Source organism: Micrococcus sp. KT16 (assembly GCF_003315015.1).
GTDB lineage: Bacteria > Actinomycetota > Actinomycetes > Actinomycetales > Micrococcaceae > Micrococcus > Micrococcus luteus.
Map to the genome: position 1 here is coordinate 162,047 of NZ_QNRG01000004.1, position 16,207 is coordinate 178,253.

Consider the following 16,207-nt stretch of genomic DNA (forward strand, 5'->3'; position numbering starts at 1 on the left):
CTCGAGAACTTTTGTTCGTACCCTGTCTGTCATGGCCACCCCTCTCCTGGAGCTCGCCGCGAGTCGAGGCGTCTGCTTCCCGCTGCGAGCCCGCCGGCTGACCCTCACCCCGTTCCGGGGTCTCGATGCACCCGCCGTGTGGAGCTTCTGCCGTCGTGAGCAGGTGTGGTCGTGGACCTCCGGCCGCCCGGAGAGTGAGAACGCGCTGCGCGAGTCCTACCTCGGGGCGGGGGACCGTCTCACCGTGCGGGCCGGAGACGTCATCGTCGGTGTCGGGAAGGTCGCGGTGCAGGACGCGTGGAGTCAGGGCGGCCCGCGGGAGGAAGCCCGGGACGCCCAGGCCGAGCTCGGCTGGACGATCGATCCGCGCCAGGCCGGGCAGGGCTATGGCACCGAGCTTGCGCGAGCCCTGCTGGGCTTCGCGTTCGACGATCTGGGTGTGCGGCGCGTGGAGGCTCATGCCTTCGCGGACAACGCTCCGAGCCTGCGCATCATGGAGAAGGTGGGGATGCGTCACGAGGGCACGTTCAAGGAGGAGTCTCTGCATCTCACGCGCGGCTGGGTGGATGGCGCCACCTACGCGATGCTCGCCTCGGAGTTCCATCCGCCCCTTACGCAGGAGTGATCCCGCCGGCCACGACCGCATGATCTGCCGCTCCGCCTCCGAGGGCCGTGTGCCAGCATGGGGCTGTGAGCCGGGTGGGGAATGAGCGTGAGTGGCGGTGGCGCATCGGTGTGGCATCTGCCCTGGTGGGTTCGGCTGGTGTGTTCGCGGGGCTGCGGCAGGATCTGGGACTGGGGTGGGGTCTGACGCTGGTGGCCGTCACGGCCCTCGGGGCGATGCTCGCCTTGCGAGGGGTGCATCACCGGGTCGAGGCGGAGCAGGCTCGCCGCAACGTGTTCGACGCCGGAGCCGGCTCCACCGCGTGGGTGATGCTGCTGATGGGGGCCGCGGTCATTCCGGCGCTGGTGCTGAACGTGATCGACGACGCCGGCGTCCGGGCGGTCGGGGCCGGTCCGCTCGGCGCGGTGCTCGCTGCCGCCGCCCACGGCATCCTCGCGGCGACGACGCTCGAGGAGCAGCCCCGGCCCGAGCCGGTCCCTCTGGACCGGCGCAGGCGCTGACGTCGGGGTCATGGCCCCCCGCTCCTGAACACTGTTAGAGTCCCTCGGGTCAGACCCACCCGGGGCCGAGCCCCGCCCACCGGAGAGGCCCGCATGACCGCCACCCAGGACGCCCCCGCCGTCGACCCCCGCCCCGCCGCCGCCCTCGACCCCGAGGCCCTCGTGGACCGCATCGAGGCGGGCCACGTGCTTACCGCTGAGGAGGCCGTCGCTGTGCTGGACGCCCCGGACGCGGACACGTTCCGCATCGTCGCGGCGGCCTCGCGCCTGCGCGAGAAGCACTTCGGCCGCACCGTCAAGGTCAACTACCTGGTCAGCCTCAAGACCGGCCTCTGCCCGGAGAACTGCACCTACTGCTCCCAGCGTCTCGGCACCGAGGCCGAGATCCTGCGGTACACGTGGCTCAAGCCGGAGGAGGCCGTCCGCCAGGCGGGCCTGGGCATCGCCGGCGGCGCCTCGCGCGTGTGCATGGTCGCCTCCGGCACCGGCCCCACGGATCGCGACGTCGACCGCGTGGCCGGCATGGTCGGCGACCTCAAGGCCCAGCACCCGGACGTCGAGGTGTGCGCGTGCCTCGGCTTCCTCAAGGACGGCCAGGCCGAGAAGCTCAAGGACGCCGGCGTCGACGCCTACAACCACAACCTCAACACGGCCGAGTCCCACTACGAGTCCATCTGCACCTCCCACACCTACGAGCAGCGCGTGGACACCGTGCAGCGCGCCGGCGCCGCCGGCCTGTCCTCCTGCAGCGGCCTGATCGCGGGCATGGGGGAGACGCACGAGCAGCTCGTCGAGGCCGTCCTCGCGCTCCGCGACCTGGACTCCGACTCCATCCCCGTCAACTTCCTCATGCCCTTCGACGGCACCCCGCTGCAGGGCCACCAGCAGCTCACCCCGCTCGAGTGCCTCCGGATCCTCGCCATGGTCCGCCTGGCCTGCCCGGACAAGGAGCTGCGCATCGCCGGCGGCCGCGAGATGCACCTGCGTTCCCTGCAGCCGGTCGGCCTGCAGGTGGCCAACTCGATCTTCCTCGGCGACTACCTCACCTCCGAGGGCCAGGACGCCGAGGCGGACCTGCAGATGATCGCCGACGCCGGCTTCACCGTGCTCGGCGCCGAGGAGCGTGCGCAGCAGGCCGCGGCCGACGACGGCGCCTCGGCCGGCGGCTGCTGCGGCGGCACGGACGACGCCGGCCCGTGCGGCTCCGGTGCGGCCGTCGCCTCGGAGGCCGGGGCCGCGGAGGACGCCCGACCCGACACGGGCGCCGAGGGCACCGTGAAGCCCGAGCTGCGCCGTCGGGGTGCGGGCACGGCCGAGCCCGCCAACGCCTGAACGCGCCGTGACCGTGACGGTCAGCGCGTCATGTCGGCGCGCTGACCGCCGTCGTCGGGAGCGTGCTCAGCGAACGGCGCGGATCCGCCGCACCACGCACACCACGATCACCGCGAGACCGGTGAGCGCGCTGACGGCCACGAGGGCGAGGCCGCCCACGAGGCCGACGTCCATCGCGGTGCTCTTGCCGAGCAGGTCCATGAGCACCGGGGTCGTGGCGCCGGAGTCCGGGTGGTCGCCGCCGTCGGGGAAGATGATCGCGGCCAGCGCGAAGGACCCCCAGGAGATGCCCAGCAGCGTGTGCAGCAGGCGCCCCAGCCGGATGCCGCCCCGCTGCTCATCCTGCGGGTCCACGCGGGGCAGGAGGAACAGGCTCCCCACCATGAGCACGAGGACGAGTTCGTGGGGCAGGGCGCCGAAGACCATGTAGATGACCGTCATCCAGCCGTTCGCGCCGAAGTTGGAGCGCAGGGCGAGCGCGATCAGGGGCAGGGCGAGGAGGGCCAGCGCCCACGGCAGCACGGCCCAGGGGCGCCACGTGCCCACGCTCGGGCCCTTGCGGGTGGGGGTCGGGGAGGCGAACTCCGAGTGCTGGGTGCCGGGCGCTGCGGTGCTCATGGCGCCAGCGTAGCCAGAGGGTGGCATCCGTCACGCTGGTAGGATTCGGGGGTACGGCCTCCGCGTGCACCGCAAGGGGGCGTTTTCCATGTACGGGCCGGTCCGGGGCGACCCGCGGCCCTGAGGAGAGATGCAGATGCCAGCGATCGCGATCGTCGGAGCCCAGTGGGGCGACGAGGGCAAGGGCAAGGCCACCGACCTGCTGGGCGGGCGAGTGGACTACGTCGTCAAGCCGAACGGCGGCAACAACGCCGGGCACACCGTCGTCGTCAACGGGGAGAAGTTCGAGCTCAAGCTGCTGCCCGCCGGCATCCTCTCGCCCAACGCGGTGCCGGTGATCGGCAACGGCGTGGTGGTGAACCTGGAGGCGCTGTTCGAGGAGATCGACGGGCTCGAGTCCCGCGGCCACCCGTGCGAGCACCTGAAGATCTCCGCCAACGCCCACCTCGTGGCGCCGTACCACCAGACCATGGACAAGGTGACCGAGCGGTTCCTGGGCAAGCGCGCGATCGGCACCACCGGCCGCGGCATCGGCCCCACCTACATGGACAAGGTGGCCCGCCTGGGCATCCGCGTGCAGGACATCTTCGACGAGTCGATCCTGCGCCAGAAGATCGAGGGCGCCCTGCGGCAGAAGAACGAGCTGCTGGTGAAGCTCTACAACCGCCGCGCCGTGACCGTGGACGAGATCGCCGAGTACTTCCTGGGCTACGCGGACCGCCTGCGCCCCATGGTCGTGGACTCCGTGAACCTGCTCAACGACGCCCTGGACGAGGGCAAGGTGGTGCTCATGGAGGGCGGCCAGGCCACCTACCTGGACGTGGACCACGGCACCTACCCGTTCGTGACCTCGTCCAACCCGACCGCCGGCGGCGCGGCCGTGGGCGCGGGCATCGGCCCCACCCGCTTCTCCCGCACCATCGGCATCGTGAAGGCCTACACCACGCGCGTCGGCGCCGGTCCGTTCCCCACGGAGCTCTTCGACGAGATGGGCGAGCAGCTGCGCACCACCGGCGGCGAGTTCGGCGTGAACACCGGCCGCCCGCGGCGCACCGGCTGGTACGACGCCGTCATGGCCCACTACGCCGCGCGGATCAACGGCTTCACGGACTACTTCCTCACCAAGCTGGACGTGCTCACCGGCATCGAGAAGATCCCGGTGTGCGTGGCCTACGAGGTGGACGGCGTGCGCCACGACCGCATGCCCATGACCCAGACCGAGTTCCATCACGCGAAGCCGGTGTACGAGCTCTTCGACGGGTGGACCGAGGACATCTCGGGCGCCCGCGCGTTCACGGATCTGCCGCTGAACGCCCAGCGCTACGTGGAGGCCCTCGAGAAGCTCTCGGGCTGCCGGATCTCCGCGATCGGCGTGGGCCCGGGCCGCGATCAGGTGGTCCAGGTCCGCGACCTCATCGAGGACTGACCCGGCCCGCCGCCCCGCCCCCGGCCCACCCTGGCCTGCACTTTCGAACGTGAAAGAGGGCGAATGGGCGCTTTCGAACGTGAGATAGGCCCTATCTCACGTTCGAAAGCGCCCGGGGGTCCGCCGGTCAGTCGGCCAGGCGGCCCGTCGTCGGGAAGCGGTCCCACACGCGGTGCGCGGGCAGGAGCTGCTTCAGCGCCGCCACGGCGGCCGCGCCGTCCGCCGCGGACTCGACGCCCTTGCCGGACACCTGGGCGGCAGCGAGGACGGCCTCCGCCGGCTCGAGGGCGAGGATCGCCTTCGAGTGGCGCCACATCTCCTGCAGCACTTTGACGACGCGCGGGTCCACCGCCTCGGAGTCGGCGGCGCCGGCCTTCTGGTCCAGGCTGGGGGCGGCGTCTGCGGCGGGGGCCGCCGGCGAGGCCACGACCACGGCATCCAGCTCGATGGACGCGGCGGTCAGGTAGGTCCGCTGGGCCACGATCTCCCCGGCCACGGGGCCGCCCTTCGGTGCGATGACCAGCGGGACCATGCCCGCACCGTGGATGCCCTGCACGAGGGCGTCCAGCTCCTTCTCGTCCACGGACTCGCCCACCACGACGCCGACCTGACGGCCGTCGAGCGGCCACGCCCCGCCGATCTGGGACAGCACGGGGGAGGGCTGCACGTCGGCCGGGGTCTCGGTCGGCGCGGGGACGGGGATGCCCAGGCCGTCCGCGACCTGCTGGGCCAGTCGCGTGTCGATCGCGGCGAGGTGGGCCAGCTGGCGCTCGCGGATGGTCTGCTCGTAGCACTTGCCGAGCTCGAACGTGTACGCCTGCGCCACGTGCTCGCGCTCCACCTCGGAGAGGGAGAGGAAGAACAGGCGCGCCTGCGAGAAGTGGTCGTCGAAGGACGCGGCGTGCGCGCGCTCCTTCACCGAGGCCGGCAGCGGCTCCGGGTGCTCGATGAACGCGTGGTCGTCCGCGGGGGTCTCGTACGGCAGGCCGCCGTCGAGCGAGTTGGGCCGGTACGGCGCCACGCCGCGATGCACGGCGCTCTGGTGGAAGCCGTCACGCAGCATGTCGTTGACCGGGGCGTGCGGGCGGTTGATGGGCAGCTGGTTCCAGTTCGGCCCGCCGAGGCGGGTGAGCTGCGTGTCCAGGTAGGAGAAGAGGCGGCCCTGCAGGAGCGGGTCGTTGGTGACGTCGATGCCGGGCACGAGGTTGGCCGGGTTGAAGGCCACCTGCTCCGTCTCCGCGAAGTAGTTGGACGGGTTGGCGTTCAGCGTCATGCGGCCGAGGGGCTGCACGGGGGCGAGCTCCTCCGGGACCAGCTTCGTGGGGTCGAGCAGGTCGATGCCCTCGAACATCTGCTCCTCGTTGTCCTCGAACACCTGCACGCCGAGCTCCCACTCGGGGAAGGCGCCGGCCTCGATCGCGTCGGCGAGGTCACGCCGGTGGAAGTCCGGGTCCATGCCGTTGGTGAGCAGCGCCTCCTCCCAGGTCACGGAGTGCACGCCGAGCATCGGCTTCCAGTGGAACTTGACCAGCACGGTGGAGCCGTCCGCCGCGATCAGACGGTAGGTGTGGACGCCGAAGCCCTCCATCATGCGGTAGGAGCGCGGGATGCCGCGGTCGGACATGTTCCACAGGGTGTGGTGCTGGGCCTCGGTGTGCAGGGACACGAAGTCCCAGAACGTGTCGTGCGCGGACTGCGCCTGCGGGATCTCGCGGTCCGGGTGCGGCTTCACCGAGTGCACCACGTCCGGGAACTTGATGGCGTCCTGCACGAAGAACACGGGGATGTTGTTGCCCACCAGGTCCCACGTGCCCTCGTCCGTGTAGAACTTGGTGGCGAAGCCGCGGGTGTCGCGGGCCAGGTCCATGGAGCCGCGGGAGCCGGCCACGGTGGAGAAGCGGACGAACACCTCCGTCTCCTTGTCCTTGGCGAAGAGTCCGGCCCGGCTGATCTTCGCGGCGGTGCCGTAGCCGCGGAACACGCCGTGGGCGCCGGCGCCGCGGGCGTGGACCACGCGCTCGGGGATGCGCTCGTGGTCGAAGTGGCTGAGCTTCTCCCGCAGGTGGTGGTCCTGCAGCAGGGTGGGGCCGCGGCGGCCGGCCTTGAGCGAGTGGTCCGAGTCCTGCAGGCGCACACCGTGCGCGGTGGTCAGGTACGGGCAGCCCTGCGCGGCGGTCGCGGGGTCGGCGCCGGTGTCCTGGCCGGTGGGGGAGACCTGTGCCGGACCGCGCTGGTCCGGGGCCGGGACGGCCACGGGCTGGTCCGGGTGGGTGAGGGCGGTGTGCTCCTCGAGGTCGGGGGTGATCGGCCCCGGCGTGCCGGGGATGTCGGGCTGCTGGGTGGTCATCGCGTCTGCTCCTGTGGTGTCGACGTGCCGCGCGGTGCCGCGCGGATCGGGGGCGGAGGACGACGGCGGCCGATGCGGGCCGACGTCGTGCCCGGTCCCCAGCGTGGCGGCTGGCCCCAGCGCTGACCAGGGCTGACGGCCACCGGCAGGGGCCTGGCTACCCTGGGGGCATGAGGATCAGCGTCGGACAGTTCGGGCCCGTGGGCGACGTCGAGGAGAACCTGGCCGTGATGGCCCGCCTCGCCGCCCGCGCCGCGGGCGAGGGGGCGGACCTCCTGGTGCTGCCCGAGGAGGCCATGCTCGGGGCCCGCGAGGTGGGGGAGGAGTTCCCCGACGCCGTCGCCGCGGCCTGGGAGCCGTTCGCCGCGGGCCTGGCGGCGCTGGCGCGTGAGCACGGGATCGCCGTCGTCGCGGGCGGCTACGAGCCGGGACCGGACCGGCGTCCCTACAACACGCTGCTGGCGGTGGGCGCGGACGGCGCCCGGCTGGGCGCGTACCGCAAGCTCCACCTCTACGACGCGTTCGCGCACCGCGAGTCGGACCGGATCACCCCCGGCGACGGCGGCGTCGCGGCGATCGAGCTCGGCGGGCTCCGCCTGGGCCTGCTCACCTGCTACGACCTGCGCTTCCCCGAGCTGTCCCGGCGTCTGGCGGTGGAGGGCGCGGACGTGCTCGTGATCCCCGCGGCGTGGTTCTCCGGCGAGCACAAGGTGGACCACTGGCGCACCCTGCTCAAGGCCCGCGCGGTGGAGAACACGGTGTGGGTGGCCGCGGCCGACACGTGCTCGGACGGCACCGTGGGCCACTCGATGATCGTGGACCCGCTGGCGCTGCCCGTCGCCGAGCTCGCCGACGAGCGGGAGGCCGTGGTGACCGCGGAGGTCACCCGCGAGCGGATCGACGAGGTCCGGGAGTTCCTCCCCTCGCTCGCCAACCGCCGCACCGACGTCCTCTGAGCCGCCCCCCGCCCGGCGGACGGGTCACCATTACCCCCTCGGGCTGGGAAAAGCCTAAAATCACGTCAGACGTGCAACCAGACGGGCGCCCCGGCGCTCGGAACGCGCCCCGCCCGGGGCGGGACGGGAGATCAGAGATGACCATCAACGCCGACGGCAGCCACGCCGTCCAGCCCCACGCCGCGAACGCCCACACCGCCCCGGCCCGCCCCGTGCGCCACGCCGTGGTGGAGGAGGAGGTGCTCGAGCCGCTGGGCCCGGTGGAGGGCTGGGGCTTCACCAACCGCGTCATCCTCGTCTCGGTGCTCGTCGTGATCATCGGCAACGTCGTGCGCGTGCTCACCGGCGACCTGGGTGATCCGAACGGCTCCGTGGCGCTGGGCGAGACCGGCCACGGCTGGGTCGTGCTGGTGCAGTCGTTCATGTTCGGCCTGGTGGGCGGCGCCCTGGCGGGCGCGGCCGGCTACCTGGTCGTGCTGCTGATGGGCGGGGCTGCCCGCTCCGTCGTGCGCTACGTGGTCGGTGGCGTGGTCGGCGGCTTCCTCGGTGCCGTGGGCCTGTTCGCGGTGTTCTCCAACACCGTCCTCTACGGGGCGGGCCTGCACCTGTTCTGGATGCTGCCGGTGGCGGGCCTGCTCGGCGGCCTCTGGGCGGGCGTCGTCTCCTCCCGCCGCTGATCCCCGCAACCGGCGCCTCGGGCGCCGGCCGCAGAGAAAGGCCCCGGTTCCGGCTCTCGCCGGGCCCGGGGCCTTCTCCGTCATCACTCGCACCTTCGATGAGGTGGCTTCAGCCTACGAACTCGCCTTGGGCTTTCCAGGGGAGTCGGCTGGGCGTTCCCTGGGAGTGTCGGCCGCCCCGAGCAGGTGCGCGAGCTCGCCGGTGGCGGCGACGAGGGCCGCCCCGCACCGGTCCGCCAGCTCGTCCGTGCAGCGGTAGGCCGGCACGAGCGTGCTGAGCGCACCGACCACCGTGCCCGCCACGCTGATGGGGGCGGACAGCGAGGTGACGTCCTTCTCCACGGAACGGGTGCGCAGCGTGTAGTCCCCCGCGGCCACGCTGCCGCGCAGGGCGTCGCCCACGGCCGTGCCCGCCAGGGGGACGGTGCGTCCGACCCAGTTCGTGTGGCGGACGGAGTGCGTGCCCTCCACGATCGCCAGGTAGACGGCGGAGTCCGGAGGGGTCGTCACCGAGAGGTAGACGGATTCGCCCGTGGCGGCCACGACGTGGTCCATCGGCCCGCGGGCCAGCTGCACGAGCGAGTCTCGGGAGAAGGCCCGCGCCCCGAGCTGGATGAGGCGCACGCCGGGGCGGTAGGCGCCGTCGTCGTCGCGGGCCACGAAGCCGGATCCCTCGAGGCTGCGCAGCAGGCGCAGCGCCGTGGACGCCGGCAGCTCCGTGGCGCGGGCGGCCTCGGTCAGGCTCAGCCGGGGCTGCTCGGTGACGGCGGCGAGCAGGTCCAGGGCCCGGTCCACGGTGCGCGTCGAGGCGGTGGGGGTGGTGGTCATGAGAGGGAGCGTAACGGGTGCGGGACACGCGGATCGGGCTTGCGCGTGAGCCGAGTCACTGTTTCAATGTTCGGAAAGTGCATGCCGAGCCGTGAAATCACCGGGGCCACCCGTCCCGGCGGCGCACGCACCCCGTCGAGAGGAACTGCCATGGCCGTGGGCTTCACCCAGCACGACCCGTCCCGCACCATCCGCGCCCCGCGCGGCACCGAGCTCTCCGCCAAGTCCTGGCAGACCGAGGCCCCGCTGCGGATGCTCATGAACAACCTGGACCCCGAGGTCGCCGAGCGTCCCGAGGACCTCGTCGTCTACGGCGGCACCGGCCGCGCGGCCCGCTCCTGGGAGGCCTACGACGCCATCGTCGCCACCCTCAAGGACCTCGAGGAGGACGAGACCCTCCTGGTGCAGTCCGGCAAGCCGGTGGGCGTGTTCCGTACCAACAAGTGGGCCCCGCGCGTGCTGATCGCCAACTCCAACCTGGTGGGCGACTGGGCCACGTGGCCGGAGTTCCGCGAGCTCGAGGCCGAGGGCCTGATGATGTACGGCCAGATGACCGCCGGCTCGTGGATCTACATCGCCACCCAGGGCATCCTGCAGGGCACCTACGAGACCTTCGCCGCGATCGGCCGCAAGCGCTACGACGGCTCCCTCAAGGGCACCCTGACCCTCACCGGCGGCTGCGGCGGCATGGGCGGCGCCCAGCCCCTGGCCGTCACCCTCAACGGCGGCGTCTGCCTGATCGTGGACGTCTCGGAGGACCGCCTGCGCCGTCGCATGGGCAAGCGCTACCTGGACGAGGTGGAGACGGACATCGACAAGGCCGTCGAGCGCGTCATGCAGGCCAAGCGCGACGGCGAGGCCGTCTCCGTGGGCCTCGTGGGCAACGCCGCCGAGGTGTTCCCCGAGCTGCTCGAGCGCCAGAAGGCCGGCACCGTCGAGATCGACATCGTCACCGACCAGACCTCCGCGCACGACCCGCTGTCCTACCTGCCGATCGAGATCGACGAGAAGGACTGGCACGCCGAGGCCGAGGCCGACCCGGACACCTTCACCAAGAAGGCCCAGGAGTCCATGGCCCGCCAGGTCGAGGCCATGGTCGGCTTCCAGGACATCGGCGCCGAGGTGTTCGACTACGGCAACTCCATCCGCGACGAGGCCCGCAAGGCCGGCTACTCCCGCGCGTTCGAGTTCCCGGGCTTCGTCCCGGCCTACATCCGCCCGCTGTTCTGCGAGGGCCTCGGCCCGTTCCGCTGGGCCGCGCTCTCCGGCGACCCGGAGGACATCCGCGTGACCGACGAGGCCCTGAAGGAGCTGTTCCCCGAGAACGAGCACCTGCACCGCTGGCTCGACGGCGCCGCCGAGTTCGTGGAGTTCGAGGGCCTGCCGGCCCGCATCTGCTGGCTGGGCTACGGCGAGCGCCACAAGGCCGGCCTGCTCTTCAACCAGCTCGTGGCCGAGGGCAAGGTCAAGGCGCCGATCGTGATCGGCCGCGACCACCTCGACTCGGGCTCCGTGGCCTCCCCGTACCGCGAGACCGAGTCCATGCTGGACGGCTCCGACGCGATCGCCGACTGGCCGCTGCTGAACGCGCTGACCGCCACCTCCTCGGGTGCCACCTGGGTGTCGATCCACCACGGCGGCGGCGTCGGCATCGGCCGGTCCATCCACGCCGGCCAGGTGGGCGTGGCCGACGGCACCGAGCTGGCCGCGGCCAAGCTCGAGGCGCTGCTCACCAACGACCCGGGCATGGGCGTCATCCGCCACGTCGACGCCGGCTACTCCCGCGCCGCCGAGGTGGCGAAGGAGCGCGGCGTCCGTGTGCCCATGGAGGCCACGATCCGGGACTGACCCCGGTCACGTCGTCGGACGGCGACGGTGCCGCCGCGCCGTCGCCGTCCGACGACTTCACCGCCGCGAGCCGGACGGGCGGCCGCCCGTCCGGCTCGCGATCGAAAGGACACCACGATGGACTCGTCCCGCCCCGCAGACCACGAGCTGCACACCGACACCACCGCGATGGCCGCGATCGAGGCCGACGCGCCCCGCCCGCCGGCGCGCTGGCGCATGATCGTCTACTCGGCGATCGGCATCGTCATGTTCTTCGTGCCCGTCACGATCAACGGGGCGAGCTCCATCCCGCTGGACCACCTGGTGACCTGGGTGCGCGGGCTGCTCGGCCCGGCCGACCGCTGGGTGGGCCTGGCCATCATCGCCGCCGGCGCCGTGTACCCGTTCGCCTCGGGCCGCTGGCGGACCAGCACCACCCGGACGGTCTTCGCCCTCCTCGCCGTGCTCGGCCTGGTCGCCTCGGCGATGGTCGTGTTCGGCGTGGGCCCGAGCTGGATCCTGGACAAGAGCATCGGCCCGTTCCTGATGGACAAGCTCGTGGTGCCCGTGGGCCTGATCGTGCCCATCGGCGGCGTCTTCCTGGCCCTCGTGATCGGCTACGGCCTCATGGAGTTCGTGGGCGTCTACCTGCGCCCGGCCATGCGGCCGATCTGGCGCGTGCCCGGCCGCGCCGCCGTCGACGCCGTGGCCTCCTTCGTGGGCTCCTACGCCCTGGGCCTGCTGCTCACCAACCGCATGTACACCGGCGGCCGTTATACGGCCCGCGAGGCGGCGATCATCGCCGTCGGGTTCTCCACGGTGTCCGCGACCTTCATGGTGATCGTGGCCAAGACGCTGGGCCTGATGGACATCTGGCTCTGGTACTTCTTCGGCACCCTCGCGGTGACGTTCGCGGTCACCGCCATCACGGTGCGCATCCCGCCGCTGAGCCGCATCCCGGACGAGTGCTACCCGGGCGTCACCCACTCGCCCGAGCAGGCCGTCACCCGGGACCGCTTCCGCGTGGCCCGTCGCGCCGCCGAGCAGACCCTCGCCGAGGCCCCGTCCCTGCCGAAGAACATCTGGGTCAACTTCCGGGATGGACTCGTGATGGTGCTCCAGATCCTGCCGTCCATCATGTCCGTGGGCCTGATCGCCCTGGTCCTGGCCACGTACACGCCCGTGTTCGAGTGGATCGGCGTGATCTTCTACCCGCTGTTCTGGGCGCTCGGCTACTCCGACCCCGGCCTGCTGGCCTCGGCCTCCGCCACCTCGATCGCCGAGATGTTCATCCCGGCCACGATGGCGGCCGGTCACGAGGACCTCGTCGCCCGGTTCGTGATCGGCGTCGTCTGCGTCTCCGCAATCATCTTCTTCTCCGCGGTGGTTCCTGCCATCCTGGCCACGGACATCCCCGTGAAGATGTGGCACCTCCTGGTGATCTGGGTCGAGCGCGTGGCGCTCACCATCGTGCTGGCCACGCCGCTGGCCCACCTGGTGGCCGCGCTCACCTGAGGCCCGCCCCACCGGCCCACCCCCGTCCGTCCCGCAGAGAGGCCCCCATGCGCTCCACGCTCATCACCGACATCGCCGAGCTGACCACCGTCGACCCCGAAGGGCGGGTGCTCACGGACGCGGCCGTCGTCGTCGAGGACGAGCGCATCGCCTGGATCGGTGCCGCCGCGGACGCCCCGGACGCGGACGACCGGGTGTCCGTGGGGGGCCGTGCCGTGCTGCCCGGCTGGGTGGACTCCCACACGCATCTCGTGTTCGACGGGGACCGCTCCGCCGAGTTCGAGGCCCGCATGGCCGGGGAGTCCTACGCGGCCGGCGGCATCGGCGTGACCACCTCCGCCACCCGCGCCGCCTCGGACGACCGCCTGGCCGAGCTGGTCCGCGGCCGGGTGGCCGACGCGGTGGCCGGAGGCACCACCTACCTCGAGACCAAGACCGGCTACGGGCTCACCGTGGCGGAGGAGGCCCGCCACGCGCGCCTGCTGGCCGGGCTGCGCGAGGAGGGCCTCGTCGACGAGGTGACCTTCCTCGGCGCCCACCTCGTGCCCCCGGGCCGGGACGCGGAGGACTACCTCGACGACGTCGTCGGGCCGATGCTCGAGGCCGTGCGGGAGCACGCGAGCTGGGTGGACGTGTTCTGCGACACCGGCGCCTTCGACGCCGAGCAGACCCGCCGCGTGCTCGCCGCGGGTGTGGCGGCGGGGCTGGGCGTGCGCCTGCACGGCAACCAGATCGAGCAGGGCCCGGGTGTGGGCGTGGCCGTGGAGTTCGGCGCCGCCTCCGTGGACCACGTCAACCACCTCTCCGACGCGGACGTCGAGGCCCTGGCCGGCACCTGGACCGGCTGGGACCGCGCCTCGGCCACCGGCACGCCCGGCACCGTGGCCGGCTGCCTGCCCGCGTGCGACCTGTCCACCCGCGCCCCGCTGGCGCCCGCGCGTCGCCTGCTCGACGCCGGCATCGAGGTCTCCCTGGCCTCGAACTGCAACCCGGGCACCAGCTACACCACGTCCATGAACTTCAACGTGGGCACCGCCGTGCTGCAGATGCACCTGACCCTCGCCGAGGCCGTGCGCGCCGCCACCCTCGGCGGGGCCCTCGGCCTGCGGGCGCAGGACCGCGTCGGGAGCCTCGAGGTCGGCAAGCGCGCCGACCTGCACGTGCTCGACGCCCCCGCCGCCATCCACCTGGCCTACCGCCCCGGCATGCCGCTGACCCATGCGGTCTGGCGCGCCGGTCGCCGGGCCGTCTGATCGACCGACAGCAAGGAGAACGCATCACCATGACCACCCCTCCCGCCACCGTCACGCTCGGCACGTCCGGGGCCACCCTGGACGACGTCGTCGCCGTGGCCCGCCACGACGCCCGCGTGGTGCTCGCCGACGACGTGCTCGAGACCGTCGGCGCGGTGCGCCGCCACGTCGAGGCGCTGGCCGAGGCCGAGACCCCCACCTACGGCGTCTCCACCGGCTTCGGCGCGCTCGCGGACAAGCACATCCCGCTCGAGTCCCGCGCGCAGCTGCAGAAGTCCCTGATCCGCTCCCACGCCGCCGGCATGGGCCCCGTGGTGGAGCGCGAGGTCGTCCGCGCGCTGATGTTCCTGCGCGCCACCACGCTGGCCTCCGGCCGCACGGGCGTGCGCCCCGTGGTGGTCGAGACCTTCGTGGCCATGCTCAACGCGGGCATCACCCCCGCCGTGCGCGAGTTCGGCTCGCTGGGCTGCTCCGGCGACCTCGCTCCGCTCTCCCACGTGGCCCTGGCGCTGATGGGCGAGGGCGACGTCGTCGGGGAGGACGGCGCGCTGCGTCCGGCCGGCGAGGCGCTCGCCGAGGCCGGGATCGAGCCGGTCGAGCTGCGGGAGAAGGAGGGCCTGGCCCTCGTCAACGGCACCGAGGGCATGCTCGGCATGCTGATCATGGCCCTGGCGGACCTCGACGAGCTCGCCGACACCGTGGACCTCACCGCCGCCATGTCCGTGGAGGCACTGCTCGGCACCGACCGCGTGTTCGTGCGGGAGCTGCATTTCCCGCTGCGCCCCCACCCGGGCCAGGCGGCCTCCGCGGAGCGGATGCTGAAGATCCTGGCGGGCTCGCCGATCGTGGCCAGCCACAAGGAGGGCGACTCCCGCGTGCAGGACGCCTACTCGCTGCGCTGCGCCCCGCAGGTGGCCGGCGGCCTGCGCGACACCCTCGCGTACGTGCGCACCGTGGCCGAGCGCGAGCTCGCCGCGACCGTGGACAACCCGGTGGTGCTCGACGACGGCCGGGTGAGCTCGAACGGCAACTTCCACGGGGCGCCCGTGGCGTACGTGCTGGACTTCCTGGCCATCCCGGTGGCCGACGTCGCCAGCATGTCCGAGCGCCGCACCGACCGCATGCTGGACCCGGCCCGCTCACACGGGCTGCCCGCGTTCCTCGTGGACGACCCGGGCGTGGACTCCGGCATGATGATCGCCCAGTACACGCAGGCCGGGCTCGTCTCGGACATGAAGCGCCTGGCCGTGCCCGCGTCCGTGGACTCCATCCCGTCCTCCGCGATGCAGGAGGACCACGTCTCCATGGGCTGGCACGCCGCCCGCAAGCTGCGCTCGGCCGTGGAGAACTTCCGCCGCGTGCTCGCCGTCGAGCTCGTGGCCGCCGCCCGCGCGATCGAGCTGCGCGCCCCACTGCAGCCCTCCGCCGCGACCGGTGCCGCCGTCCGCGTGATCCGCGAGGCCGGCGTCCCCGGCCCCGGCCCGGACCAGTACATGGCCCCGCAGCTGGCCGCCGCCGAGCAGGCCCTGCGCGACGGGTCCGTGCTGGCCGCCGTGGCGGAGGCGCTCGCGGGCGTGTCCGCCGACGCCGAGCCGCAGGACCTGGCCGAGGAGTCCGAGGGCGCCGAGGCCGAGGGGCACTGACGCCACAGCGTGGTCCGACGCCACAGAGTGGTCACGACATGCCCCGTGCGCCTGCGCGAGACGGCGTGTCGTGACCACTCTGTGTGTGGGCGGCCCTTCCGGCTCAGGCCGCCAGGTCCACGTCCTTCGTCTCCTTCATGACCAGGCCGGTGAGGCCGCCGACCACCATGAGGTAGATCGGGAACGCGCTGGCCCACCCCTGCGCCGTCAGCCACGTGATCAGGTACGGCGCCGTGCCGCCGAAGATCGCGGTGGCCAGTGAGAGCATGGTGGCCACGCCCTTGGCGCGCACCGCCGTGGGCAGCGCCTCGGACCAGACGGCGCCGTTGACGCCGAACAGCAGCGCCACCGCCAGCAGGGCGATGGTCTGCACGAGCAGGAACGAGGCGAAGGTGCCGTCCAGCATGCCGAACAGCGGGAACGGCAGCACCACGAAGAGCAGGCCGAAGGCGATGACCAGCGGACGGCGGCCGATCCGGTCGCCCAGCAGGCCCGCCCCGAGGATGGCGGCCAGGAAGATCACCTGGGCCACGAGCGAGGCCGAGAGGGTGGTGGACTTGTCCATCTGATGGGCCACCTGCGCGTGCGTGGGCAGGTAGATCAGCCACGTGTAGAACATCAGGGAGCCGCCCGCGGAGACCAGGAAGATCGTCAGCAGGC

Annotated in this window: 14 protein-coding genes; 10 read left to right on the top strand and 4 right to left on the bottom strand. The window is 72.5% G+C overall.

Translation table 11 applies throughout. The features are described from left to right. Positions 1 to 31 precede the first annotated feature (31 nt). The 3 genes from DE149_RS05505 (at position 32) to bioB (ending at position 2,457) form a co-directional block, all read left to right on the top strand. On the top strand, positions 32 to 625 hold the full coding sequence (locus DE149_RS05505; protein ID WP_205810640.1) for a GNAT family N-acetyltransferase: 594 nt from the start codon (positions 32 to 34) through the stop codon (positions 623 to 625). Between the two features lie 110 nt (positions 626 to 735). Beyond that, complete coding sequence (locus DE149_RS05510; protein ID WP_044658654.1) at positions 736 to 1,125, top strand: hypothetical protein; 390 nt, start codon at positions 736 to 738, stop codon at positions 1,123 to 1,125. A 93-nt stretch (positions 1,126 to 1,218) separates the two neighbouring features. Further along, positions 1,219 to 2,457 carry a biotin synthase BioB gene (gene bioB, locus DE149_RS05515; RefSeq protein ID WP_049147827.1) on the top strand — a complete coding sequence of 413 codons (1,239 nt, stop codon included), beginning with the start codon at positions 1,219 to 1,221 and terminating at the stop codon, positions 2,455 to 2,457. A 66-nt stretch (positions 2,458 to 2,523) separates the two neighbouring features. Here bioB and DE149_RS05520 read toward each other — a convergent pair whose 3' ends face one another. Continuing rightward, on the bottom strand, positions 2,524 to 3,075 hold the full coding sequence (locus DE149_RS05520) for a hypothetical protein (protein WP_113914120.1): 552 nt from the start codon (positions 3,073 to 3,075) through the stop codon (positions 2,524 to 2,526). A gap of 136 nt (positions 3,076 to 3,211) precedes the next feature. On the opposite strand from DE149_RS05520, the gene DE149_RS05525 reads away from it, so the two are divergent. Continuing rightward, entirely contained in the window at positions 3,212 to 4,501 is a 1,290-nt protein-coding gene (locus tag DE149_RS05525; RefSeq protein WP_036315830.1) for an adenylosuccinate synthase, read from the top strand. Positions 4,502 to 4,628: 127 nt separating this feature from the next. On the opposite strand, the gene DE149_RS05530 is transcribed toward DE149_RS05525, so the two are convergent. Next, on the bottom strand, positions 4,629 to 6,848 hold the full coding sequence (locus DE149_RS05530; RefSeq protein WP_020624966.1) for a catalase: 2,220 nt from the start codon (positions 6,846 to 6,848) through the stop codon (positions 4,629 to 4,631). 170 nt (positions 6,849 to 7,018) lie between these two features. Here DE149_RS05530 and DE149_RS05535 point away from each other — a divergent pair, with 170 nt between their 5' ends. Beyond that, complete coding sequence (locus DE149_RS05535) at positions 7,019 to 7,804, top strand: carbon-nitrogen hydrolase family protein (protein ID WP_036315777.1); 786 nt, start codon at positions 7,019 to 7,021, stop codon at positions 7,802 to 7,804. A 137-nt stretch (positions 7,805 to 7,941) separates the two neighbouring features. Further along, a complete protein-coding gene (locus tag DE149_RS05540; RefSeq protein WP_036315779.1) occupies positions 7,942 to 8,481 on the top strand; it encodes a hypothetical protein in 540 nt (179 codons plus the stop codon). Between the two features lie 114 nt (positions 8,482 to 8,595). Here DE149_RS05540 and DE149_RS05545 read toward each other — a convergent pair whose 3' ends face one another. Further along, positions 8,596 to 9,309 (bottom strand): IclR family transcriptional regulator, encoded by a 714-nt coding sequence (locus DE149_RS05545; RefSeq protein WP_041104426.1) that lies wholly within the window; start codon positions 9,307 to 9,309, stop codon positions 8,596 to 8,598. Positions 9,310 to 9,459: 150 nt separating this feature from the next. Between DE149_RS05545 and hutU the strand changes: the two genes are divergently transcribed. From hutU to hutH, 4 genes are all read left to right on the top strand, one after another. Beyond that, complete coding sequence (gene hutU / locus DE149_RS05550; protein WP_049147830.1) at positions 9,460 to 11,157, top strand: urocanate hydratase; 1,698 nt, start codon at positions 9,460 to 9,462, stop codon at positions 11,155 to 11,157. A 117-nt stretch (positions 11,158 to 11,274) separates the two neighbouring features. Then, positions 11,275 to 12,651 (top strand): YjiH family protein, encoded by a 1,377-nt coding sequence (locus DE149_RS05555; protein ID WP_080981730.1) that lies wholly within the window; start codon positions 11,275 to 11,277, stop codon positions 12,649 to 12,651. A gap of 47 nt (positions 12,652 to 12,698) precedes the next feature. Beyond that, a complete protein-coding gene (gene hutI, locus DE149_RS05560) occupies positions 12,699 to 13,904 on the top strand; it encodes an imidazolonepropionase (protein ID WP_049147896.1) in 1,206 nt (401 codons plus the stop codon). 29 nt (positions 13,905 to 13,933) lie between these two features. After that, positions 13,934 to 15,547 (top strand): histidine ammonia-lyase, encoded by a 1,614-nt coding sequence (gene hutH, locus DE149_RS05565; protein WP_049147895.1) that lies wholly within the window; start codon positions 13,934 to 13,936, stop codon positions 15,545 to 15,547. Between the two features lie 103 nt (positions 15,548 to 15,650). Here hutH and DE149_RS11810 read toward each other — a convergent pair whose 3' ends face one another. Further along, a complete protein-coding gene (locus DE149_RS11810) occupies positions 15,651 to 16,205 on the bottom strand; it encodes a hypothetical protein (RefSeq protein WP_363692579.1) in 555 nt (184 codons plus the stop codon). Between the last annotated feature and the right edge of the window lie 2 nt (positions 16,206 to 16,207).

Excerpts from the sequence above, each read along its gene's own strand:
- DE149_RS05505 (WP_205810640.1), top strand. The coding sequence starts at position 32 with ATGGCCACCCCTCTCCTGGAGCTCGCCGCGAGTCGAGGCGTCTGCTTC.
- bioB (WP_049147827.1), top strand. The coding sequence starts at position 1,219 with ATGACCGCCACCCAGGACGCCCCCGCCGTCGACCCCCGCCCCGCCGCC.
- DE149_RS05520 (WP_113914120.1), bottom strand. The coding sequence starts at position 3,075 with ATGAGCACCGCAGCGCCCGGCACCCAGCACTCGGAGTTCGCCTCCCCG.
- DE149_RS05525 (WP_036315830.1), top strand. The coding sequence starts at position 3,212 with ATGCCAGCGATCGCGATCGTCGGAGCCCAGTGGGGCGACGAGGGCAAG.
- DE149_RS05530 (WP_020624966.1), bottom strand. The coding sequence starts at position 6,848 with ATGACCACCCAGCAGCCCGACATCCCCGGCACGCCGGGGCCGATCACC.
- DE149_RS05535 (WP_036315777.1), top strand. The coding sequence starts at position 7,019 with ATGAGGATCAGCGTCGGACAGTTCGGGCCCGTGGGCGACGTCGAGGAG.
- DE149_RS05540 (WP_036315779.1), top strand. The coding sequence starts at position 7,942 with ATGACCATCAACGCCGACGGCAGCCACGCCGTCCAGCCCCACGCCGCG.
- DE149_RS05545 (WP_041104426.1), bottom strand. The coding sequence starts at position 9,309 with ATGACCACCACCCCCACCGCCTCGACGCGCACCGTGGACCGGGCCCTG.
- hutU (WP_049147830.1), top strand. The coding sequence starts at position 9,460 with ATGGCCGTGGGCTTCACCCAGCACGACCCGTCCCGCACCATCCGCGCC.
- DE149_RS05555 (WP_080981730.1), top strand. The coding sequence starts at position 11,275 with ATGGACTCGTCCCGCCCCGCAGACCACGAGCTGCACACCGACACCACC.
- hutI (WP_049147896.1), top strand. The coding sequence starts at position 12,699 with ATGCGCTCCACGCTCATCACCGACATCGCCGAGCTGACCACCGTCGAC.
- hutH (WP_049147895.1), top strand. The coding sequence starts at position 13,934 with ATGACCACCCCTCCCGCCACCGTCACGCTCGGCACGTCCGGGGCCACC.